The sequence below is a fragment of the Streptomyces sp. NPDC040405 genome, assembly GCF_055595765.1.
The window spans coordinates 150,771-171,136 of sequence record NZ_JBVIVI010000009.1 but is presented as its reverse complement, the minus strand read 5'-3'; the positions used below and the strand labels follow the sequence as shown (position 1 = coordinate 171,136).

26 protein-coding genes and 1 pseudogene are annotated in these 20,366 nt (G+C 72.6%); 11 read left to right on the top strand and 16 right to left on the bottom strand.

Annotated elements, in window-relative coordinates; all coding sequences use genetic code 11:
- Positions 1-14 precede the first annotated feature (14 nt).
- Together ACZ59A_RS32235 and ACZ59A_RS32230 are read right to left on the bottom strand one after the other, a co-directional pair.
- Complete coding sequence (locus tag ACZ59A_RS32235; protein WP_470966015.1) at positions 15-935, bottom strand: LLM class F420-dependent oxidoreductase; 921 nt, start codon at positions 933-935, stop codon at positions 15-17.
- Positions 936-989: 54 nt separating this feature from the next.
- Positions 990-1,784, bottom strand: coding sequence for an ABC transporter ATP-binding protein (locus ACZ59A_RS32230; protein ID WP_470966012.1), 795 nt, complete (start codon positions 1,782-1,784; stop codon positions 990-992).
- Positions 1,785-1,885: 101 nt separating this feature from the next.
- On the opposite strand from ACZ59A_RS32230, the gene ACZ59A_RS32225 reads away from it, so the two are divergent.
- A complete protein-coding gene (locus tag ACZ59A_RS32225; protein WP_470966010.1) occupies positions 1,886-2,119 on the top strand; it encodes an antitoxin in 234 nt (77 codons plus the stop codon).
- The gene (locus ACZ59A_RS32220; protein ID WP_468044525.1) at positions 2,116-2,487 is read left to right on the top strand and encodes a fic family toxin-antitoxin system, toxin component; all 372 of its coding nucleotides are present in this window, start codon (positions 2,116-2,118) and stop codon (positions 2,485-2,487) included. Before ACZ59A_RS32225 ends, ACZ59A_RS32220 begins: the two co-directional genes overlap by 4 nt.
- A 39-nt stretch (positions 2,488-2,526) precedes the next feature.
- Here ACZ59A_RS32220 and ACZ59A_RS32215 read toward each other — a convergent pair whose 3' ends face one another.
- The 4 genes from ACZ59A_RS32215 to bioB all read right to left on the bottom strand — a co-directional run bounded on the left by ACZ59A_RS32215 (position 2,527) and on the right by bioB (position 6,623).
- Positions 2,527-3,198 (bottom strand): class I SAM-dependent methyltransferase, encoded by a 672-nt coding sequence (locus tag ACZ59A_RS32215; RefSeq protein ID WP_470966007.1) that lies wholly within the window; start codon positions 3,196-3,198, stop codon positions 2,527-2,529.
- 70 nt (positions 3,199-3,268) lie between these two features.
- Entirely contained in the window at positions 3,269-4,003 is a 735-nt protein-coding gene (gene bioD, locus ACZ59A_RS32210; protein WP_470966005.1) for a dethiobiotin synthase, read from the bottom strand.
- Positions 4,004-4,075: 72 nt separating this feature from the next.
- Positions 4,076-5,395 carry an adenosylmethionine--8-amino-7-oxononanoate transaminase gene (locus ACZ59A_RS32205; RefSeq protein WP_470966003.1) on the bottom strand — a complete coding sequence of 440 codons (1,320 nt, stop codon included), beginning with the start codon at positions 5,393-5,395 and terminating at the stop codon, positions 4,076-4,078.
- On the bottom strand, positions 5,388-6,623 hold the full coding sequence (gene bioB / locus ACZ59A_RS32200) for a biotin synthase BioB (protein ID WP_470966000.1): 1,236 nt from the start codon (positions 6,621-6,623) through the stop codon (positions 5,388-5,390). Before bioB ends, ACZ59A_RS32205 begins: the two co-directional genes overlap by 8 nt.
- Positions 6,624-6,815: 192 nt before the next feature.
- On the opposite strand from bioB, the gene ACZ59A_RS32195 reads away from it, so the two are divergent.
- Positions 6,816-7,985 (top strand): 8-amino-7-oxononanoate synthase, encoded by a 1,170-nt coding sequence (locus tag ACZ59A_RS32195; RefSeq protein ID WP_470965998.1) that lies wholly within the window; start codon positions 6,816-6,818, stop codon positions 7,983-7,985.
- A 47-nt stretch (positions 7,986-8,032) separates the two neighbouring features.
- On the opposite strand, the gene ACZ59A_RS32190 is transcribed toward ACZ59A_RS32195, so the two are convergent.
- Both ACZ59A_RS32190 and ACZ59A_RS32185 read right to left on the bottom strand, forming a co-directional pair.
- Positions 8,033-8,266, bottom strand: coding sequence for a DUF397 domain-containing protein (locus ACZ59A_RS32190; RefSeq protein ID WP_468044513.1), 234 nt, complete (start codon positions 8,264-8,266; stop codon positions 8,033-8,035).
- Positions 8,267-8,276: 10 nt separating this feature from the next.
- Positions 8,277-9,146: a helix-turn-helix domain-containing protein gene (locus ACZ59A_RS32185; protein ID WP_470965995.1), complete on the bottom strand. Its 870-nt coding sequence runs from the start codon at positions 9,144-9,146 to the stop codon at positions 8,277-8,279.
- A 280-nt stretch (positions 9,147-9,426) separates the two neighbouring features.
- Here ACZ59A_RS32185 and ACZ59A_RS32180 point away from each other — a divergent pair, with 280 nt between their 5' ends.
- Positions 9,427-9,855 (top strand): ATP-binding protein, encoded by a 429-nt coding sequence (locus ACZ59A_RS32180; RefSeq protein ID WP_470965991.1) that lies wholly within the window; start codon positions 9,427-9,429, stop codon positions 9,853-9,855.
- Here the strand turns inward: ACZ59A_RS32180 and ACZ59A_RS32175 are convergent.
- The 6 genes from ACZ59A_RS32175 to ACZ59A_RS32150 form a co-directional block, all read right to left on the bottom strand.
- Positions 9,852-10,394 carry a DUF6328 family protein gene (locus ACZ59A_RS32175; RefSeq protein ID WP_470965989.1) on the bottom strand — a complete coding sequence of 181 codons (543 nt, stop codon included), beginning with the start codon at positions 10,392-10,394 and terminating at the stop codon, positions 9,852-9,854. The two genes, ACZ59A_RS32180 and ACZ59A_RS32175, sit on opposite strands and share 4 nt — an antisense overlap.
- A gap of 24 nt (positions 10,395-10,418) precedes the next feature.
- Positions 10,419-11,624 carry a nucleotidyl cyclase domain-containing protein gene (locus ACZ59A_RS32170; RefSeq protein ID WP_470965987.1) on the bottom strand — a complete coding sequence of 402 codons (1,206 nt, stop codon included), beginning with the start codon at positions 11,622-11,624 and terminating at the stop codon, positions 10,419-10,421.
- 71 nt (positions 11,625-11,695) lie between these two features.
- Positions 11,696-12,088 (bottom strand): VOC family protein, encoded by a 393-nt coding sequence (locus ACZ59A_RS32165; RefSeq protein WP_470965985.1) that lies wholly within the window; start codon positions 12,086-12,088, stop codon positions 11,696-11,698.
- Between the two features lie 88 nt (positions 12,089-12,176).
- On the bottom strand, positions 12,177-12,650 hold the full coding sequence (locus ACZ59A_RS32160) for a C40 family peptidase (RefSeq protein WP_470965982.1): 474 nt from the start codon (positions 12,648-12,650) through the stop codon (positions 12,177-12,179).
- 322 nt (positions 12,651-12,972) lie between these two features.
- Positions 12,973-13,281, bottom strand: a complete 309-nt coding sequence (locus tag ACZ59A_RS32155; RefSeq protein ID WP_470965979.1) for a hypothetical protein — start codon at positions 13,279-13,281, stop codon at positions 12,973-12,975.
- Positions 13,282-13,288: 7 nt separating this feature from the next.
- Positions 13,289-13,924, bottom strand: coding sequence for an ATP-dependent Clp protease proteolytic subunit (locus ACZ59A_RS32150; protein ID WP_470965977.1), 636 nt, complete (start codon positions 13,922-13,924; stop codon positions 13,289-13,291).
- A gap of 77 nt (positions 13,925-14,001) precedes the next feature.
- On the opposite strand from ACZ59A_RS32150, the gene ACZ59A_RS32145 reads away from it, so the two are divergent.
- Positions 14,002-14,304, top strand: a complete 303-nt coding sequence (locus tag ACZ59A_RS32145) for a type II toxin-antitoxin system Phd/YefM family antitoxin (RefSeq protein ID WP_468044492.1) — start codon at positions 14,002-14,004, stop codon at positions 14,302-14,304.
- 21 nt (positions 14,305-14,325) lie between these two features.
- Here the strand turns inward: ACZ59A_RS32145 and ACZ59A_RS32140 are convergent, their stop codons facing one another.
- The gene (locus ACZ59A_RS32140; RefSeq protein ID WP_470965974.1) at positions 14,326-15,279 is read right to left on the bottom strand and encodes a M28 family metallopeptidase; all 954 of its coding nucleotides are present in this window, start codon (positions 15,277-15,279) and stop codon (positions 14,326-14,328) included.
- A gap of 179 nt (positions 15,280-15,458) precedes the next feature.
- Here ACZ59A_RS32140 and ACZ59A_RS32135 point away from each other — a divergent pair, with 179 nt between their 5' ends.
- The 6 genes from ACZ59A_RS32135 to ACZ59A_RS32110 are packed head-to-tail and all read left to right on the top strand — an operon-like array spanning position 15,459 to position 20,045.
- Positions 15,459-15,761 (top strand): urease subunit gamma, encoded by a 303-nt coding sequence (locus tag ACZ59A_RS32135; RefSeq protein WP_468044488.1) that lies wholly within the window; start codon positions 15,459-15,461, stop codon positions 15,759-15,761.
- A gap of 16 nt (positions 15,762-15,777) precedes the next feature.
- A complete protein-coding gene (locus ACZ59A_RS32130) occupies positions 15,778-16,083 on the top strand; it encodes an urease subunit beta (protein WP_468044486.1) in 306 nt (101 codons plus the stop codon).
- Positions 16,080-17,801: an urease subunit alpha gene (locus tag ACZ59A_RS32125; RefSeq protein WP_470965971.1), complete on the top strand. Its 1,722-nt coding sequence runs from the start codon at positions 16,080-16,082 to the stop codon at positions 17,799-17,801. Before ACZ59A_RS32130 ends, ACZ59A_RS32125 begins: the two co-directional genes overlap by 4 nt.
- Before the next feature lie 5 nt (positions 17,802-17,806).
- Entirely contained in the window at positions 17,807-18,514 is a 708-nt protein-coding gene (locus ACZ59A_RS32120; protein WP_470965968.1) for an urease accessory protein UreF, read from the top strand.
- Between the two features lie 23 nt (positions 18,515-18,537).
- Positions 18,538-19,230 carry an urease accessory protein UreG gene (gene ureG, locus ACZ59A_RS32115; protein ID WP_470965966.1) on the top strand — a complete coding sequence of 231 codons (693 nt, stop codon included), beginning with the start codon at positions 18,538-18,540 and terminating at the stop codon, positions 19,228-19,230.
- Positions 19,227-20,045 (top strand): urease accessory protein UreD, encoded by an 819-nt coding sequence (locus tag ACZ59A_RS32110; protein ID WP_470965964.1) that lies wholly within the window; start codon positions 19,227-19,229, stop codon positions 20,043-20,045. The genes ureG and ACZ59A_RS32110 overlap by 4 nt, the downstream gene beginning before the upstream one ends.
- Here the strand turns inward: ACZ59A_RS32110 and ACZ59A_RS32105 are convergent.
- Positions 19,945-20,327, bottom strand: a pseudogene (locus tag ACZ59A_RS32105) (hypothetical protein); the annotation flags it as partial. The gene ACZ59A_RS32110 and the pseudogene ACZ59A_RS32105 overlap by 101 nt on opposite strands.
- Positions 20,328-20,366 lie beyond the last annotated feature (39 nt).

Below are 20,366 nucleotides of genomic sequence, written 5' to 3'. Positions count from 1 at the left end.
TCAATGTACGTCGATCACGCTCCGTGCAGCTCCTCGATCACCGGGGCGAAGGTCTCCATGTGGTGCTCCAGCACGCTGAAGTACGAGAAGCCGAAGCGCTCGCGGTGGGCCCGCAGCTGGTCCGCCATGTCCTTGGGGCTGCCCAGCAGCAGCGCGGGGTGCTCCAGAAGCTGCTCCTCGGTGAGGTCGGGGGCGAAGGGCCGCAGCTCGCGGGCCTTGGAACGGCGGTCGTCGGTGCCGTCCACCATCTGGATCAGATAGTTCAGCTCGGCGCGCTCCCCGCCGCCACTGTCGGCCCCGGCCCCGGCCCCGGCTTCCGCGGCGAAGCGGCGAAAGGCCGCCACCCGCTCCTCCAGCGCCTCCGGAGTGATCAGCTTCACCGGGCCGGGCGCGTCCTCCGGCGCCTGGACCGCGCCGGTGAAGGCCGCGATCCGCGCGTGGCGGGCGGCCAGCCGCAGCAGCCGGTTGCCGTTGCCGCCCAGCAGCAGCGGCGGGTGCGGCGTCTGCGCGGGCCGCGGCTGCTGCTCGGGGTCGGTCAGCAGCCGCTCCAGCTCATGGACCGTGTGCTCCAGATGGTCCACCCGCTCGCGCGGCGATCCGAACGGCAGCCCGGCGCTGTCGTGTTCGGCCTTCACGTACCCCGCGCCCAGGCCCAGTTCCAGCCGTCCCCCGGTGAGCGTGTCGCAGGTGGCCACCGCGCGGGCCAGCAGGGCCGGGTTCCAGAAACCCAGGTTGAGGACGAAGGTGCCGAGCCGCGGCCGCTCGGTGGCCTCGGCGGCGGCCACCAGCGCCGCGAACGGATCGGGCATGCCCAGATGGTCGGGGACCAGCAGTACGTCGTAGCCCAGACCGTCGGCGCGGCGGCACTTCTCGCGCCATGCCGGGGCCGATTCGAGCGTGAGCAGATTGACTCCGAAACGGAACGGCCTTGCCATGAGCCCTCCTTGATCGGGAATGCCCCGAACCTATCGGAGTACGGCGCTCATCGGTCAGCCCTCGGGTGTCGTGTACGCCCGGGTGAAGATCTGCATGCGGCCCAGCACCGAGTCGGCCGTGGGCCGCTCCATCCGGTCCACGATCCGGCCGTCGTCGAGGAAGAGCACCAGGTCGGAGTGGGCGGCGGCGCTCGGGTCATGGGTCACCATGACCACTGTCTGGCCCAGGTCGTCCACCGCCTCGCGCAGGAAGGTCAGCACCTCCAGACCCGCCCGCGAGTCCAGGTTGCCGGTCGGCTCGTCCGCGAAGATCAGCTCGGGGCGGGAGGCCAGCGCCCGCGCGCAGGCCACCCGCTGCTGCTGGCCGCCGGACAGCTGGGCGGGCCGGTGCTTGAGGCGGTCCCGCAGCCCGAGGGTGTCGATGACCCGCTCAAGCCACTCCGGGTCGGGCTTCTTGCCCGCGATGTCCATCGGCAGGGTGATGTTCTCGGCCGCGTTCAGCGTGGGCAGCAGGTTGAACGACTGGAACATGAAGCCGATCCGGTCGCGGCGCAGCTGAGTCAGCTGGCGGTCGTTGAGTCCGGTGATCTCGGTGTCGCCCAGCCAGACCTGGCCCGAGGAGACCGTGTCCAGCCCTGCCAGGCAGTGCATCAGCGTGGACTTGCCGGAGCCGGACGGCCCCATCACCGCGGTGAACCTGCCCCGCTCGATCTCCACGTCCACCGAGTCCAGGGCGATCACGGCGGTGTCGCCGCTGCCGTACGCCTTGGTCAGGCCGCGGGCCCGGGCCGCCGCGCGGGCGCCGCCCTCCGCGTACCCGTCTGTTTTCGTTGCCGCCGGTGTGGACACAAACGCCTCCCGTGTCGGAACGGTTTGCCCTCGATGGTAGGGACCGTCCCGGCTTTCGCGCGCGGTTGGCGCTGCTAGCAATTATGCGCTAGCGTGGAGGGGTGGCTAAGACACAGCTGAACGTCCGGGTCGATGAGACCACCGCTGAGGTGGCCCGGGAGCGTGCCCTTCAGCGGGGAGTGAGCGTCAACCGCTACATCGAAGAGCTGGTGCGGAAGGACGCGGGCGAGGTGGGTCATACGTTCGTGGAGGCCGCCGCCGACTTCATGAAGCAGTACGAATCCGTCTTCGACGAGGGGTTCGGCCGGGAGCTCGGAGGCGAAGCGCGCCGTTGACCGTGCGTATCGACCTCGCCTGGCTGCTGATGATCGCCGAGCACAACACCCCGGGGGACCCGCGCGTCACCGATTACGGCGCGCTGGTGGCCGCCGTGAGCCGCCATGAGGCGGAGATATTCGGCACCCCGATCTACACCGATCCGCAGGAGCGGGCCGCCGCCCTGTTGCAGCTGCTGCTCCGGGTGCCGGCCCTGGAGCGCTCGAACGCGCTGTTCGCGTCGGCCGTCGCGTACGCCTACCTGGTGGCGAGCGGGCTGAAGGTGGCCATCTCGCCCGAGCGGGTGCGGGACCTGGCACGCCTGGTGCACGACGGCGCCGTGGATGTGCACGCGATCGCGGACGAGCTGCGCCGCTGGGGCGTCTAGCGAGGCGACGGGCCGCGCCGCTGGAGCGTCGGGCGAGAATTATGACGGCGGGCGCCGCACCACCCCCAGCGTGCAGGGCGAGGTGGGCAGCGGCAGTCCCCGTTCGGGCAGCCGCAGGGACCGTTGGGTGACGGGCTCGAAGCCCGCCCGCGCCAGCTCCACCCGCACCTCGCGCCCGGTGTGGCAGCCGCCGAACAGCAGCGGCCACACCGTCCGGTCCAGCACCCCCTGCGTCATCGCCAGCGCCCGCCCCTCGGCCCGCCCGTGCTCCAGGAACCGCAGCTCACCGCCCGGCCGCAGCACCCGATGCAGCTCGGCCAGGGTGCGCCGGACGTCCCGTACGGAGCACAGCACCAGACACGCCACCGCCGCGTCGAACGCCTCGCTCTTGACCGGCAGCGCCTCCGCGACCCCGGGCACCACGTCCACCGGCACCTCGGCCCGATGACCCGCTCGCACCGCCAGGCGGCGCAGATGGCGCTCGGGCTCGATGGCGACGACCTCGGAGACGGTGCTCGGGTAGTGCGCGAAGTTCAGGCCGTTTCCGGCGCCGATCTCGATGACCCGGCCGGACAGCCCGGACAGCAGTTCACCGCGGAGTTCGGCGACCCCGGCCCGTTCGTCGGCCAGCGGGCTGACCTTCGCCCAGAAGCGGGCGAAGAGCGGGTGGTGGACGGCCTCGCTCGGGGGCCGGAGGCGGCGTACGGGCATGGGTGACACCCCTTTTCCAGCGGGACGGCTGTATACCGATACCGGGAGTCTGCCCATGCCGCCCCCACCGCTACGCCGTGCGGTGCTCCTTCGTGCGGTGCTCCTTCACGAAGCGCTCCGCGTCCCACACGCCGTCGAGCCGCGGTGCCAGCCACTCCGGGGCCGCCGCGCGGAAGTCGGCGGGCGGCAGGGTCCCGGCCCCCTCGGGGACGGCGCCCAGTAGCGGGGCACCTGCCGCGCGCGGCAGGTCGGTCCGGTTGCAGCGGGAGGCGAGGTCCGCGTCGGCGGGCCAGCTGCCGATGACGACGCCGGGGAAGCGCAGGCCACGGGCGCGCAGCGCCTCCGCCGTCAGGGCCGTGGCGTTGAGCGTGCCCAGGCCCGCGTGGGCGACGACCAGGACGGGGGCGTCGAGCAGCCGGGCCGCGTCGGCGAGCGTCGCGCCGGTCTCGTCGAACCGTACGAGCAGGCCGCCCGCGCCCTCCACGAGGACCAGATCGTGCTCGGCGGCCAGCTTCTCCGCCGCCTCCGCGATCTCCCGCGGCCGTACGGCGGGGTGCCCGGCGCGGCGCGCCGCGGTGTCGGGCGCCAGCGGCTCGGGGTAGCGGGCGAGTTCCCGCAAGGTCACGCCACCGGCGAGCCGGGCCACCTCGGCGGCATCGCCCGGTTCGTCCGGACCGACGCCGGTCTGCGCGGGTTTGAGTACGGCGACCGACCGGCCGCGGGACAGCGCCGCCGCCGCGACGGCCGCCGTGGTGACGGTCTTGCCGACCTCCGTGCCGGTGCCGGTCACGACCAGTACTGACATCTGTTGCTTCGTGCCTTTCGCTGTTGTCTTGTTGTTGTGTCGTCGCGTGTTGTGTCGTCGCGTGTTGTGCCGTCAGCCCGCCGCGGCGGCCGCGGCCGCCCGTACCGCCGTGCAGATGCGGGCCAGATCGTCGTCGCCCGTGATGAAGGGCGGCATGGTGTAGAGCATGTCGCGGAACGGCCGCAGCCATACGCCCTCGCGCACCGCCGCCCGCGACGCCGCCGCCATGCCCGCGTCGTCCAGCGGGTGGTCGAGCTGGACGACGCCGATCGCGCCGAGCGTCCGTACCTCCGTGACGCCCGGCAGTTCTGCGGCGGGCGCCAGCCCCTCCCGCAGCCCCGTCTCGATCCGCTTGACCTCCTGCCGCCAGTCGTACGACAGCAGCAGGTCGATCGAGGCGCCAGCGACGGCGGCGGCCAGCGGGTTGCCCATGAACGTCGGCCCGTGGGCGAGCACCGGAAGCTCGCCGCGCGAGATGCCGTCCGCCACCCGCGAGGTGCACAGCGTCGCGGCCAGCGTCAGATAACCGCCGGTCAGCGCCTTGCCCACGCACATCACATCGGGGCTGACCCCGGCGTGCTCGGCCGCGAAGAGCGTGCCGGTACGCCCGAAGCCGGTGGCGATCTCGTCGAACACCAGCAGGACGTCGTGCTCGTCGCACGCCTCGCGCAGCATCCGCAGCAGGGCGGGGGAGTGGAACCGCATGCCGCCCGCGCCCTGCACCACCGGTTCCACGATCACCGCGGCCAGCTCGTCCGCGTGCCGGGCCACCAGCTCGCGCACATGTGCCTCGTACGCCGGGTCGGGCTCGGCGTCGAAGCCGGGCGGCGGCGCGTCCGCGAAGATCTGCTCGGGCAGGACGCCCGACCACAGCCGGTGCATGCCGCCGTCCGGGTCGCACACCGCCATCGGCTGCCAGGTGTCGCCGTGGTAGCCGCCGCGCCAGGTCAGCAGCCGCTGCTTGGCTGGGCGGCCGAGGGAGCGCCAGTACTGGAGGCACATCTTGACCGCGACCTCGACCGACACCGAGCCGGAGTCGGCGAGGAAGACGTGCTGGAGCGGCTCGGGCGTGATCTCCACGAGCCGGGTGGCCAGCCGCACGGCGGGCTCATGGGTGAGCCCGCCGAACATCACATGGCTCATCCGGTCGAGCTGGCCGCGCGCCGCGTCGTTGAGCACCGGGTGGTTGTAGCCGTGGATGGCGGACCACCACGACGACATCCCGTCCACCAGCTCCCGTACGCCCTCGGCCGGTTCGGCGAGCCGCAGCCTGACCCCGGCCGCGGACTCGACGACGAGCGGGTCCGCGCGGCCGGGCATCGGGCCGTACGGATGCCAGACGTGCTGCCGGTCCAGCGCCAGCAGCGCGTCGGGCGTCAGCGGCTCAGGCATTGGGCGGCAGTTCCGTCCCCGGGCCCCGGCGGCGCACCGCGACCAGGTCCGCGTGCGACTCCCCGGCCGCCACCGCGACGGGCTCGGCGGCGGGGGCGGCAGCGGGTTCGACGGCGGGCTCGGCGTCGGCGGCCGGGGCGTCGTGGGCGTCACCGCACGGGCCGCAGCCGCCGCCCTCCGCGCCGTGCGAGCCGCAGCCGCCGCCGGCCGCCGCGAGGGCGTCGGCGCGGTGCGCGGGCAGCGTCCTGGTGTCGGTGCCCTCCACCTCGAAACCCGCGTCGGCGATCATCGCCAGGTCGTCCTTGCCCGACTGGCCCTCGGTGGTCAGATAGTCGCCGAGGAAGATCGAGTTCGCCAGGTTCAGGGCCAGCGGCTGGAGCGTGCGGAGATGGATCTCGCGCCCGCCCGCGAGCCGCACCTCCACGTCCGGGCAGACGAACCGCACCATGGCGAGGATGCGCAGACAGCGCTGCGGGGTGAGGTTCCAGTCCCCGGCCAGCGGGGTGCCGTCGATCGGGATGAGGAAGTTGACCGGCACCGAGTCCGGGTTCAGCTCGCGCAGCGAGAAGACCACGTCCACCAGGTCCTCGTCACGCTCGCCCATGCCCGCGATCAGCCCGGAGCAGGCCGACATGCCCGCGGACTGGGCCTGCTGCACGGTGGAGACCCGGTCGGCGTAGGTGTGGGTGGTGGTGATGTCGCCGTACGTGGCCTCGGAGGTGTTGAGGTTGTGGTTGTACGCGTCGGCGCCCGCGTCCCGCAGCCGCGCCGCCTGGCCGTCGGACAGCAGTCCGAGACAGGCGCAGATCTCGACGTCCTCGTTCTGCTCCTTGATCGCGGCGATGGTCTGCGAGACCCGGTCCACGTCCCGGTCCGTCGGCCCGCGTCCGCTGGCGACCAGGCAGACCCGCTTGGCGCCGCCCGCGACCCCGGCCTCCGCCGCGGCCGCCGCCTGGTCCGGCTTGAGCCAGGTGTACTTGAGGATCTCGGACTTCGAGCCGAGCCGCTGCGAGCAGTACGAGCAGTCCTCGGGGCACAGCCCGGATTTGAGGTTCACCAGGTAGTTGAGCTTCACCCGCCGCCCGAACCAGCGACGGCGCACCCTGCCCGCGGCGGCCACCACATCCAGTACGTCGTCGTCGGAAGTCGCCAATACCGCGAGAGCCTCTGCGCGGGTCGGCGACTCGCCCCGCAGCCCCTTGTCCACCAGCGTGTTCAGCAGGTCCATGGCGGAGATCCTGTCTTACGCCACCGCTCCGGGCCAAGGAGGGACCGTACAAGACGCGGCGTTCGGGGTGTGTGTATTGCCACACCCTGCCCACGCGTGGGCACGACTACCTTCTATCCGGACCCCACAGTCGGCACCCGGTCCCCGCCCGGCCGGTGCCGGGACCAGGCCCGACGGAAGGCGAGGAAGCCGATGCCCCAGGACCGCCAGGACGACCCGTTCGCGTGGATCGACGCGGGGCGGGAGCGGCGCGGCCGCGCCGGGCTGCAGCGGGTGCTGCGCCCCCGGCCCGCCGACTCGCCGCTGCTCGACCTGGCGAGCAACGACTACCTGGGCCTGGCCCGGCACCCCGAGGTGACGGACGCCGCCGCGGCGGCGGCACGCCGCTGGGGCGCCGGTTCGACCGGCTCCCGGCTGGTCACCGGGTCCACGGAACTGCACGCGGCGCTGGAGGCGGAGCTGGCCGCGTTCTGCGGCTTCGATGCGGCCCTGGTGTTCTCCTCCGGGTACGCCGCCAACCTGGCCGCGGTCTCCGCGCTGAGCGGCCGGGACGCGCTCATCGTCTCCGACGCGGGCAACCACGCGTCGCTCATCGACGGCTGCCGCCTCTCCCGCGCCGAGGTCGCGGTCGCCCCGCACGCCGACCCCGACGCCGCGGCCAAGGTGCTCGACGGAGCCCGGAAGGAGGACCCGGCCCGGCGCGCGCTCGTCGTCTCCGACTCCGTGTTCTCGGTGGACGGCGACGTGGCACCGCTGACCGGGCTCGCCGCCGCCTGCCGGGCGCACGGCGCGGCGCTGGTCGTGGACGACGCGCACGGGCTGGGGGTGGTGGGCGACGGCGGGCGCGGCGCCCCGTACGCCGCCGGGCTCGCGGGCGCGCCGGACGTGGTGGTCACGGCCACCCTGTCGAAGTCGCTGGGCAGCCAGGGCGGGGTGGTGCTGGGGCCCGCCCGGGTCATCGAGCATCTGGTGAACACCGCTCGTACGTTCATCTTCGACACCGGCCTCAACCCGGCCGCCGTGGGCGCCGCCCTGGCGGGGCTGCGGCTGCTGCGCCGGGAGCCGGAGCGCGCCGCGCGGGCCCGTACGGTCGCTGCGCGGCTGCACGCACGGCTGACCGCCGCCGGGCTCACCGCGGCGCGGCCCGACGCCTCGGTGGTGTCGGTGCGCGCGCCCTCCCCCGAGCAGGCGGTGGGCTGGGCAGCGGACTGCCGTGCGGCCGGTCTGGTGGTGGGCTGCTTCCGTCCCCCGTCCGTGCCCGACGGCATCTCGCGGGTACGGCTCACCGCTCGCGCGGATCTGACGGATCAGCAGGTGGAGGAGGCGGCCGACGTGATCGTGGGGACCGCACCGGCCGCCTGACGGATCGATCTGACGGATCGGTGTCCGGCGTGGTGGAGACCTCCCGGCTACGGCCGGGAGGCACCTCCGGAGCCGGGGTCACCGGGATCGCCGTGGCACAGGTCCTCGAGGAACGAGGTCCAGGCCGACGAGGGGAACAACAGGGCGGGACCCGCGGTGTTCTTCGAGTCCCGCACGGCGAGCAGGCCAGGACTCAGCCGGGCCGTTTCGACGCAATTGTTCATTCCGACGCTGTAGCTGCTCTTCAGCCAGTCGGCGGACTTGACGGATAGATCGGACATGGTGCCCCTCTCAGGCGCCGCCCCCGATTTTTTTGATGAACGTCAACGATTCCTCAGGTGCCAGGGCGTTGGTCCGCAGCACATCGAATGCGCTGCTGTACGCCCGGAGGTCTTCTTTCCGCTCCAGATAGAGGCTACTCGTCAAATGGTCGAGAACCACTACGTCGAGGTCAGTAATGTGCGTAAAAGAGAAGATAATGAAAGGACCTGTAATACCAATGGGCATTCCGGCGGAAAACGGCAGCACCTGCAACCGTACCTGAGGTAATTCGGCCAACTCGGCCAATTGTCGCAGCTGAGCCCGCATCACCGCGGCGTCGCCCACTCCGCGCCGCAATACCGCCTCGTCGAGCACCGCGTGCAGGGCCAGCGGCTGGGCGTCGCGCAGCACGGACTGGCGCGCGATCCGCACCTCGACCAGCGTGTCCAGCTGGTCCTGCGGCAGCTCCGGCAGCGCCGCCCGGGTCACCGTCCGCGCGTAGTCCGCGGTCTGCAGCAGCCCCGGCACCACCGTGGTCTCCAGGGTGTACGCGGCCGACGCCTCCGCCTCCAGGCTGATGAAGTCCCGGTAGGCGGGCGGCAGCAGATCGCGGTACGCGTACCACCAGCCGCGCCGCGACCCCTCCGGATCCGAGGCGCCCCCGCCGCACAGCGCCTCCAGCAGGGCCCGCAGCTGCGGGTCGGTGACTCCGTACACCTCCAGCAGCCGCGTCACATCCCCGGGCTTCGCCCCGCTGCGCCCGGTCTCGATCCGGCTCACCTTCGACTGATGCCAGCTCAGCCGCCGCGCGGCCTCACCGCTGGTGAGCCCCGCCAGATCGCGCTGGCGACGCAACTCCGCGCCGAGCTTGCGGCGGCGTACCGCCGGGCCGTACCGCATGAGATCTCCCTCCCGCCTGCCCTGTCCGCTGATCCCGCTGTCCCGCCCTGTCGTGACCGTGGCCCAGTCTGCCCGGCAAATCCGGTCTTCCGTAGCAGAGTTCACCGCTTCGGGCGACAGATATATGCATAACTCGGTGGATCGCCCCCGTCACGGAGGGCATTGATGGCAGTCTGACGGTCGGAGCCGCCGGGGCCGCCCAACCCGGGACCCTCAGGCTGCGCCGGCGCCACCCGTGCGCGTCCGCAGCCGTGCCCCGGCGGGAAAGGGACAGGCCGTCATGGCAGACCATCAGGAAGCATCCGTCACTCTGCCGAGCACGCCCGCCTCGGTTCCCGCGGCCCGCGCCTATGTGGCGAACGTGCTGGCCGAATGGGGACTCGGGGAAGGTGAGGAGGCCGCGGACACCGTGCGGCTCATCGTCTCCGAGCTCGCCACCAACGCCATACAGCACACCCTGGGCCAGTCGCCCAGCTTCACCGTGGACATAAGGCTCGACCACGAGGGGCGGCTGTCGATCGGTGTCACCGACAGCCACCCCCGCCTGCCCCGGCGGCTGTCCGCGACCGCCCACCAGGACAACGGGCGGGGCCTGGTCATCATCGGCTGCCTGGCCGCCGAATCGGGCGGCGAGGTGTTCGTCACCCCCACCGCGGAAGGCGGCAAGACCGTATGGATCGCGCTGCCCTGGACCGTGCCGGTCCGCTAGGGGTCTGCCCGGCCCGTGTCGTCGTGCGGCACGGCCGGTGCGCTCGCCCTTGCCGCCGCGCGGTCCATCCGGTGGCGGATCCACCGCGGGAGGACGCCCCACAGCCCGCAGCACACCGCGAACGTGCCCGCCGCCGCGGCGATCCCCGGGGCGCGCCCGAACACCACGTCGACCACCAGCAGCACCGACCCGGTGAACGCCATCGTCAGCACGCACAGACCGGCCGAGGCCAGCTTCCCGGAGATGTCCACGACCCGCCGCTTGGCCCCCTTCCGGAACAGCGCCCGGTGCAGCGCCGCCGGGGCCGTGAACAGGGCCGCCGCGACGACGGCGAGCAGCAGGGTGGCCACGTACGTGCCGCGCTGCACCTCGTCCAGCGATCCGAAGCGATTCGTGAACGCCAGGGTCAGCAGGAAGGCGAACAGGATCTGCACCCCCGTCTGGGTGACGCGCAGCTCCTGCAGCAGTTCGGCGAAGTTCCGGTCGTCACGCTCCAGCGCGGTCTCGCGACGGACGGTTTCCGGGGCGTCGTCCTTCATGTGCGTGCGGGTTACCGCAACCGGTCACAATACGCGCTCGACCTGCCCCGTAGCCGCCCGCGCCTCGGTCAGCTCCAGGATGCGGGCGTACGTACGACCGGCGTCCGGGCTGATCAGATAGTGCGGCATGTCTCCGCGCTCGATCACCCCGTACGGGCTCGTGCCCATCAGATACGAGGAGTAGAGGATCAGCCCGTTCGACCCGCGGGAATCGACGGCCAGCGCCGAGAAGCCGGGAAACCCGTCCGTCTGGTAGACCCGCAGGCCGTCCGCCGCCGCCCCGTACCGCTCCTTGAACCGGCCGAACCGCTCCAGCGAGTCCTTGATCTTCCGGGTCATGTCCTCCTGGTACTGCCGCGACAGGGTGGCCGCCGCGTCCGAGGACGGATCCAGCAGATAGCAGCGGTACACCCCGCCCCGGCGCAGCAGGCTCAGGGCCGCGTCGCGATACCGGGCCGGGCGCTCGGTGGTGACCAGCCGGGACGACGAGGTGCGCAGCGCGGTGCCCATGTCGAGGACCTCCGCGGACGCCGCGTCCAGCAGCCGCGCCTTCTCGGCCGGACTGGGCCGCTCGGGATAGGCGTGCACGGGCGTGCCGTCCGCCAGCCCCCGGCCCGCCAGCCACGCCTTGGCCGCCTCGCCGGGGCCGCCGTCGCCCGCCATCAGATAGACGTCCTTGCCCTCATGGCTGCCGACGTGCGCGAACAGTTCCGCATACCGGCCCGCGGTGCGGTACACGTCCTCCGAGACCGCCAGACAGTCCGGCGGGGTCGCCTTCTCCAGATGCGCGGCCAGATTGATGTCGGGGGAGTGGATGGTGCCGGTCCGGCCCTCGCCGGTGTGCCGTATCGCCCCCTTGTGCACCGCCATCCGCACATGCAGCTCGCCGTCCACCCCCGCCTGCGCGAACTCGTCCCGCAGATGCCGCAGATCGAGGGTGAGAAAGGTCCGGGCCGCCTCCAGCGCGACATCGCGGGCCACGCTCTCGCTGTCGTCGTGGATCGCGAAGAACCCGCCGTCCCCGCGCCAGTTCCACAGATCGCTGCGGGCACAGCGGTGCTGCGCGGAGACCTGGTCGATCCGCGCCCGCATCCGCTCCCGCAGCAGATCGAAGCCGTGCGCGGCCCGGTCCCTGGGGTTCGAGCGGACGATCGTGGAATAGCCGGAGGTGTCGACGAAGACGAGATACACCTGGTCGTAGGTCCGGTCCGCCTGAAACTGATCGCTCATGACGCTCCCCCTCCCGGTGCCGGTCCCTCCCCGGACCGGCACCGGCCCACGCTAGCGCCTCACCGGGGCGGTCACACCAGACCGCGCTCGGCCGCGCCGCGCTCCACGCAGAACTCGTTTCCCTCGGGATCGGCCATCACCGCCCACCCCATCCCGTCCTCCGTGCGCCGGTCGTCCACGATCCGCGCACCGAGCCCGAGCAGCCGCTTCACCTCCTCGTCGCGGGTGCCCGAGGGCGGCTGGATGTCGAGGTGGACCCGGTTCTTGACGGTCTTGGCCTCCGGCACCCGCAGGAACAGCAGGCCGGGCACGCCGGGCTGGTCCGCGACGATCAGCACCTCGTCGTCGCCCGGCGCGTCCTCGTCCGTCATGGCGTAGCCGGTCAGCCGCGACCAGAACTGCGCCAGGGCGTAGGGATCGTGGGCGTCGATGGAGATGTGCCGGACCGGATTGAGATAGGCCATGCGGTTCCTCCGGAGGTGACGGGGGACCAGGGCGACCCCTGATTCCCCGTCAACGTAGCTCCGGGCTCTGACAATCGGCCGGTATTTTTCAGCGCACATGCCCGTACGAGACCTTGCCCGTCCAGATCCGCTCCAGCCGCACCACCGTGCCCGCCTTGGGCGCATGCCAGATCCGGCCGCTGCCCGCGTAGAGGCCGACGTGGTAGACGCTGCCTCCCTCGTGGAAGAAGACCAGGTCACCGCCCTTGCGGGCGGACGCCTTGATGCGGTGGGTGCGGTTGTACTGGGCGGCGGCGGTGCGCGGCAGCCGCTTCCCGGCCCGCTTGTACGCGTACTGGGTGAGCCCCGAGCAGTCGAAGCGGCGCGGCCCCGCCGCCCCGTACACATAGGGCGCGCCCTTCTTCGAGGCCGCGATGCGCAGCGCCTTGGCCGCCACGGTCGCCGCGTCGGCCTGCTGCGGCAGCGCGGGCACCGCCACGGTGCCGCCGACGGCGACGGCGGTGAGGGCCGAGACGGCACCGGCCCGGGAGACCATTCTGGGGATCCGTATGTGCGCGGTCATCTCGCACACCACCCTTCGCTGACCGGGTTCGGTCGTCCCAGGGATGGTCACCCCCGGCGGCCGCCGGTTCCGAGCCGAGCGGGCGGGGTGTGAGGGTGGTCACGGCTCCGCCGTTCGGGTGACCGGGACGGGCCGTGCCCTGGGCTCCGGCCTGCGGATAGGGCCGTATCGGCGACACCGGCCGCAACCCGGCGGCGGCCTCGCGCCGGGATCCGGACTACGCCGTTCGGGCGATGCCACGGGCGCCCCGGTCCGGTGCGCCCCCGGCTCGGTGCGCCGGGCCGGGCTCGGCGCGTCGGGGCGGACAGCGGCGGGCGCGGGCTCAGCGCTGGGCGACGGACGGCAGCGTGACCCGCTGGGAGCGCCGCTCCCCGTCCAGTACCCGCAGCGCCCGGGCCAGCGTCGCGCTGTGCAGCTCGCTCTCGCCCCGCTCGTGCATCAGCGCCAGCGCGTCCCGCAGCGCGATGGCCTTCCCGACCAGCGCCTGCGCGGCGCGCAGCCCGCTGTAGGTGTCATGGCCGCGGGCCGGATTGATCCGGCCGAGCAGATCGACGGCCTCCAGATAGCCGTCCACGAGGTCTCCCTCCGCGCGGGTCAGCGGAGGCAGCGGGGGCAGTTCCGGCGGAAGCATCGCGCGATCACCTCGCCCCGGGCAGCGAACCCGGACGCTTACGGCTCTGGGTGACCCCGTCCACCAGCCCGTACGCCACCGCGGCCGCGGCGTCGAAGATCGTGTCGCGGTCGATATCGGCGCGGATCCGCTCGGCGCTCTGTCCGGTGTGCCGCGTCAGCATCTCCTCCAGCAGCGCCTGGGTCCGCAGCAGCTCGGCGGCCTGGATCTCCAGGTCCGAGGTGGTGCCCTCGACGGGCTCGCCGAACGCCGCCTGATGGATGAGCACCCGCGCGCCCGGCAGCGCCAGCCGCTTGCCCGGCGTCCCGGCGGCGAGCAGCACGGCGGCGGCGGACGCGGCCTGGCCCAGGCAGGTGGTCTCGATGTCGCAGGTGACGAAGCGCATCGTGTCGTAGATCGCCGTCATCGCGCCGAACGAGCCGCCCGGGGAGTTGATGTAGAGCGAGATGTCCTGGTCGGGCGCGGCGTGTTCGAGGTGGATGAGCTGCGCGATCACATCGTTGGCCGCGGTGTCGTCGATGGGCGTGCCGAGGAAGACGATGCGCTCGGAGAGCAGCTTGGAGTAGGGGTCCATGGTGCGCACGCCTGTGCTCGTGCGCTCGGTGAACTCGGGCAGGACATGGCGCGCGGCCGGTCGTTCCATCGCGGTCACCTCTCGTGGTTCCGGTGGCTTGGCTCCGTAAAAAATGTACAGGATGTACGTCCCGTACGATGGGGAGCATGGCGTACGAGATTCCGGTGACGCAAGCCCGGGCGGAGTTGGCGGAGCTGATCAACCGCGTGGTCTACGGCGGTGAGCGGGTGGTCCTCACCCGGCACGGGAAGCCGCTGGTCGCCCTGGTGTCCTCGGATGACCTGCAACGACTCGACGCGATCGAGGCGGAGGGGGAGGAGGAGCAGGTGATCAGCACGGTCTCGGCGATGCGCCCGACCTCGTCCGCTCCCGGCGAACGGCGGCGCTTCGGTATCGCGGCAGAGCACCGCGGCCCGGACGCCGGGGATCGGCGTCCGGGCCGCGGGTGACGACGGCTGGGGGAGCGGGATCTAGGAGCTGAGCTCCCACACCGCGTGGGCGATGGCGTCGCTGTTGCGGTCCAGCGCGGTGTCGTCCACGTTGGACGTCTTGTCGCACGCGGAGTGGTAGCACGGGTCGAACGGCTCGCCCGCCTTGCCGCCCCACGCGTCCGCCTGCGCCGCGCTCTTGGTGGCCTCGGCGCCGGTGAACAGCCCGCCGACCCGCACCCCGGCGTCCTTGAACGGGGCGTGGTCCGAGCGGCCGTCGCCCTCGGTCTCCTTCTCGGTCGCGATGTCCTTGGCCGCGTACCAGTCCTTGAAGACCTTCTCCAGCTCCGGGTCGTCGTCGTAGACGAAGTACCCGGGGTTGGGGGAGCCGAGCATGTCGAAGTTCAGATACGAGTCGATCTTCGACTTCTCGTCGGCCTTCAGGCTGTCCACGTAGTGCGTGGAGCCGACCATGCCGTCCTCCTCGTCGCCCCACCAGGCGAACCGCAGCTGCTTGGTGGGCTTGAGGTCGGCCTTGGCCACGGCGAGCGCGACCTCCAGGATCGCGGCGGAGCCCGATCCGTTGTCGTTGATGCCGGGGCCGGCCTCGACCGAGTCGAGGTGCGATCCGGCCATGACCACCTTGTCGGCGCTGCCGCCCGGCCAGTCGGCGACCAGGTTGTAGCCCTTGGCGCCGCCCGAGGTGAACTCCTGGACGCCGGTCTTGAACCCGGCGGCGTCCAGCTTGCCCTTGATGTAGTCCAGGGACGCCCGGTAGCCGGGCTGTCCGTGGGCGCGGTTGCCGCCGTTGTCGTCGGCGATCGTCTGGAGCTGGTCCAGATCGGCCTTGACCGCCTTCACGTCGATGTCCGGTGCGGCGGCGCGGGGGGTGACGGTGGCCTGGGCCGCGGAGGCCCCGCCCAGCAGGGCGGCGGCGAGGGCGGCACAGGTTCCGGCCGCGAGCGTGCCACGGCGAAATGGCGCTATTCGATGCACAGTTGGGCTCCGTAGTGATGTGGGGGGTTTGTGCGGAGCTGGTAGATCATGATGCGGACATGAGGATCATCGCTTTTCCGTGCACCCGTCAAGAGCGATTCTTTGCCGACGCGTTAACCAGCTTGAAACGCCACCCATCTAGCCTTCGATAGTCGTGCGTGAGGATGAGGTGGGACGACGTGCATTTGACGCCGCACGAGCAGGAACGCCTGCTCATTCATGTGGCTGCCGACGTGGCTGAAAAGCGACGGTCCAGGGGTGTGCTGCTCAACCATCCCGAGGCCATCGCGCTGATCACCGTGCACATCCTGGAGGGCGCCCGCGACGGCCGGACCGTCGCCGAGCTGATGGACTCCGGGCGCAAGGTGCTCACCCGCGACGAGGTCATGGAGGGCATCCCCGAGATGATCCATGACGTGCAGGTCGAGGCCACTTTCCCGGACGGCACCAAGCTCGTCACCGTCCACCAGCCGATCGTCTGACGGAAGGACCCGTTCCGTGATCCCCGGAGAGATCCTTTACGCGGACGAGCCGGTACGGCTCAACGAGGGGCGGCCGGTCATCCGGCTCACCGTGCTCAACGCTGCCGACCGGCCGGTCCAGGTCGGCTCCCACTACCACTTCGCCGAGGCCAACCCGGGCCTGGAGTTCGACCGTGCCGCGGCCCGCGGCCACCGGCTCCACATCGCCGCGGGCACCGCCGTGCGCTTCGAACCGGGCATCCCCGTCGAGGTGGCCCTCGTACCGCTGGCGGGAGCGCGGGTCGTCCCCGGGCTGCGCGGCGAGACGGGCGGCGCGCTGTGACGGAGCTGAGCCGCGCCTCCTACGCGGACCTGTTCGGACCGACCGCCGGGGACCGGATCCGGCTCGCCGACACCGACCTCGTGGTCGAGATCGAGGAGGACCGCTGCGGCGGGCCCGGCCGCTCCGGCGACGAGGCGGTCTTCGGCGGCGGCAAGGTGATCCGCGAATCCATGGGCCAGTCCCGCGCCACCCGCGCCGAGGGCGCCCCCGACACCGTGATCACCGGTGCCGTGGTGCTCGACCACTGGGGCGTGGTCAAGGCCGACGTCGGGCTGCGCGACGGCCGCATCACCGGGATCGGCAAGGCCGGGAACCCCGACACCATGGACGGTGTCCACCCCGATCTCGTCATCGGTCCCGAAACCGAGGTCATCGCGGGCAACGGCAGGATCCTCACCGCGGGCGCCATCGACGCCCACGTCCACTTCATCTCCCCGACCCTTCTCGACCAGGCGCTGTCCTCGGGCATCACCACCCTCGTCGGCGGCGGCACCGGGCCCGCCGAGGGCACCAAGGCGACCACCATCACCCCCGGCCCCTGGCACCTCGCCCGGATGTTCGAGGCGCTGGAGGCGTACCCCGTCAACATCGGGCTGCTCGGCAAGGGCAACACCGTCTCGCGCGAGGGCATGTGGTCCCAACTGCGGGGCGGGGCCCTCGGATTCAAAATCCACGAGGACTGGGGGGCGACCCCCGCCGCGATCGACGCCTGCCTCGGCGTGTGCGAGGAGAGCGGCGCCCAGCTCGCCATCCACACCGACACCCTCAACGAAGCCGGGTTCGTCGCCGACACCCTCGCCGCGATCGCCGGACGCTCGATCCACGCGTACCACACCGAGGGCGCGGGCGGCGGCCACGCGCCCGACATCATCACCGTGGTCTCCCAGCCGAACGTGCTGCCCAGCTCCACCAATCCGACCCGGCCGCACACCGTCAACACCGTCGAGGAACACCTCGACATGCTGATGGTCTGCCACCACCTCAACCCGGCCGTCCCCGAGGACCTCGCCTTCGCCGAGTCCCGTATCCGGCCCGGCACCATCGCCGCCGAGGACATCCTGCACGACCTCGGCGCCATCTCGATCATCTCCTCCGACTCCCAGGCCATGGGCCGGATCGGCGAGGTCGTCCTGCGTACCTGGCAGACCGCGCACGTGATGAAGCGGCGCCGGGGCGCCCTGCCGGGGGACGGGCGCGCGGACAACCGGCGGGCGCGTCGCTATGTCGCCAAATACACCATCAACCCGGCGGTGGCGCAGGGCCTCGACGGCGAGATCGGCTCGGTGGAGCCCGGAAAGCTCGCCGACCTGGTGCTGTGGGAGCCCGCCTTCTTCGGCGTCAAGCCGCACCTGGTGCTCAAGGGCGGGCAGATCGCGTACGCGCAGATGGGCGACGCGAACGCGTCCATCCCCACGCCCCAGCCGGTGCTGCCCCGGCCCATGTTCGGCGCGATGGGGCGCGCCCCGGCCGCCAACTCGTTCAACTTCGTCACGCGGTCGGCCCTGGACGACGGTCTGGCGGACCGGCTCGGCCTGGGGAAGCGGTTCGTGCCGATCCGCGGGACGCGCGGGGTGACCAAGGCGGACATGCGGGAGAACGACGCCATGCCGCGGGTGGAGGTCGACCCGGATACCTTCACGGTGACCATCGACGGCGAGCCCGTGGAACCCGCCCCGGCCGCCGAACTCCCCATGGCCCAGCGGTACTTCCTCTTCTGAGCGCGATGACCGTGGACGAGACCATGCCGACGGCCCCCGGGGCCGTCGCCGCGCTGCTCATCCTCGCCGACGGGCGGTTCCCCGCCGGGGGACACGCCCACTCCGGTGGGGCCGAGGCCGCCGTCAGAGCCGGGCGCATCCATGACCGGGCCAGCCTGGAGGCGTTCTGCCGCGGGCGGCTGCACACCGCCGGGCTCACCGCGGCCGGGCTCGCCGCCGCGGCCGCCGCCGGGGTGGACCCGCTCGCGCTGGACGAGGCCGCCGACGCCCGGACCCCGGTCCCCGCGCTGCGCCTGACCGCACGGCGGCTCGGCCGTCAGCTGATGCGTGCCGCCCGCGCCACCTGGCCCTCGCCCGAACTGGACGCCCTCGCCGCCGCCCGCCCGCGCGGTGCCCATCAGCCCGTCGTGCAGGGGCTGGCGGCGCGCGCCGCCGGGCTCGGCCCACAGGCAGCCGCGTACGCCGCCGCGTACGAGTCGGCCGGGGGACCGGCGTCCGCCGCCGTACGGCTGCTCAGCCTCGACCCGTTCGACGCCACCACCGTCCTCGCCCGCCTCGCCCCCGAGACCGACCGGATCGCCGCCCGGGCCGCTGAGGCGGCCCACCGGGCGCTGGACGAGGGCCCCGGCGTGCTGCCCGCCGCCGCGGCGCCGCTGCTCGACATCGCCGCCGAGCAGCACGCCACCTGGCCCGTACGCCTCTTCGCCTCGTAGTCGCCCGACACCCCGGAGCCGCCATGCACCTCGATCACCCCGAGACCTACCCGCAGCGCCACACCCACGGCGCCGACCCCCGCCGACCCGACGGCACCCGCCGGGCGCTGCGCATCGGCCTCGGCGGACCGGTCGGCTCCGGCAAGACCGCGACCGTCGCCGCGCTGTGCCGGGCACTGCGCGACGAGCTGTCGATCGCCGTGGTCACCAACGACATCTACACCCGCGAGGACGCCGAGTTCCTGCTGCGCAACGCGGTGCTGCCCGCGGAGCGCATCACCGCCGTGGAGACCGGCGCCTGCCCGCACACCGCGATCCGCGACGACATCTCCGCCAACCTCGAAGCGGTCGAGGATCTGGAGGAGAGCGTCGGCCCGCTCGATCTCGTCCTGGTCGAGTCCGGCGGCGACAACCTCACCGCGACCTTCTCCAGGGGCCTGGTCGACGCGCAGGTGTTCGTCATCGACGTCGCGGGCGGCGACGACATCCCGCGCAAGGGCGGCCCGGGCGTGACGACGGCCGACCTCCTCGTCGTCAACAAGACCGACCTCGCGCCGTATGTCGGATCCGATCTGGAGCGCATGGCGCGCGACGCCAAGGAGCAGCGCGGCGACCTGCCCGTCGCCTTCACCTCCCTGGTCGCGGCGGACGGCGTCCGTCCGATCGCCGACTGGGTCCGGGAGCGGCTGGCCGCCTGGACGGCGGTCCCGGCGTGACCGGTACGGGCACCGCGTCCGGCACCGCGTCCGGCACCGGCGTCCGCGCCGCCGCCCGCCTCGTCGCCGCCGCGGACGGACGCGGCGGCACCGCGCTGCCCGTGCTGTCCGGGGACGGGCCGCTCGCCCTGCGGCGGACCCGGTCGACCGGCGACGGGGAGGCGTGCGTCACCGTCGTCGGGGCGATGAGCGCCCCGCTCGGCGGCGACCGGATCGCGCTGACCGCGACCGTCGGCCCCGGTGCTCGGCTCCGCGTCGGCTCGGCGGCCGCGACCCTCGCGCTGCCCGGCCGTTGCGCCGAGCCCGCCCACTACGCGATCCGGCTGACCGTTGCCGACGGCGCCACCCTGCACTGGCTGCCCGAACCCCTGATCTCCGCCCACGGCAGCGATCTGCGCATGACCACCACCGTCGAACTCGCCCCCACCGCCCGTCTGGTGCTGCGCGAGGAACAGATCCTCGGCCGCTCCGGCGAGCAGCCGGGGCGGCTGACCAGCAGGCTGACCGTGCACCGCGCCGGGCGCCCGCTGCTGGACCAGGAGCTGTCGTACGGCCCCGGCGCGCCCGGCTGGGACGGCGGCGCGGTGCTCGGCGGCCACCGGGCGGCCGGTCAACTCCTCGTGGTCGACGCGGCGTTCGAGGACGACCCCGTACAGCCCCGGCTGCTCGCCGACACGGCCGTCCTCACCCCGCTCGCCGGTCCCGCGGCCCTGGTCAGCGCCGTGGCCACGGACGGCCTGCGGCTGCGCCGGATGCTGGACGAGGCGGCGGCCAGCGCCCGGCCGGAGCGATGTCGCGTACGAACACCGGCTTGAGGCGCTTCTCGGGCAGCGCCTCCGGCAGCTGCTCCCAGTCCAGGACATGGGAGACGACGCGCTCGGGGGCGACCTGTCCGGAGGCGGCGAGTTCGAGGGCGCTCTCGCAGATGCCCTCGGGCGCGAGGGACCTCAGCGCGAGGGCGAGCTGATCGACGCGGCATCGGAGGCGCCGAGTGCGCGGGCGATGTCGCACACGTACAGGCCGATGCTGCCCCGGGCGACGACCAGGACCCGCGCCCCGGGGCGGGCCGCCAGATGCGGGGCGAGCCCGCCCCAGCTGCCGCCGCGGAGGTCTTCGAGGGCTGGGAGAGTCTGCTC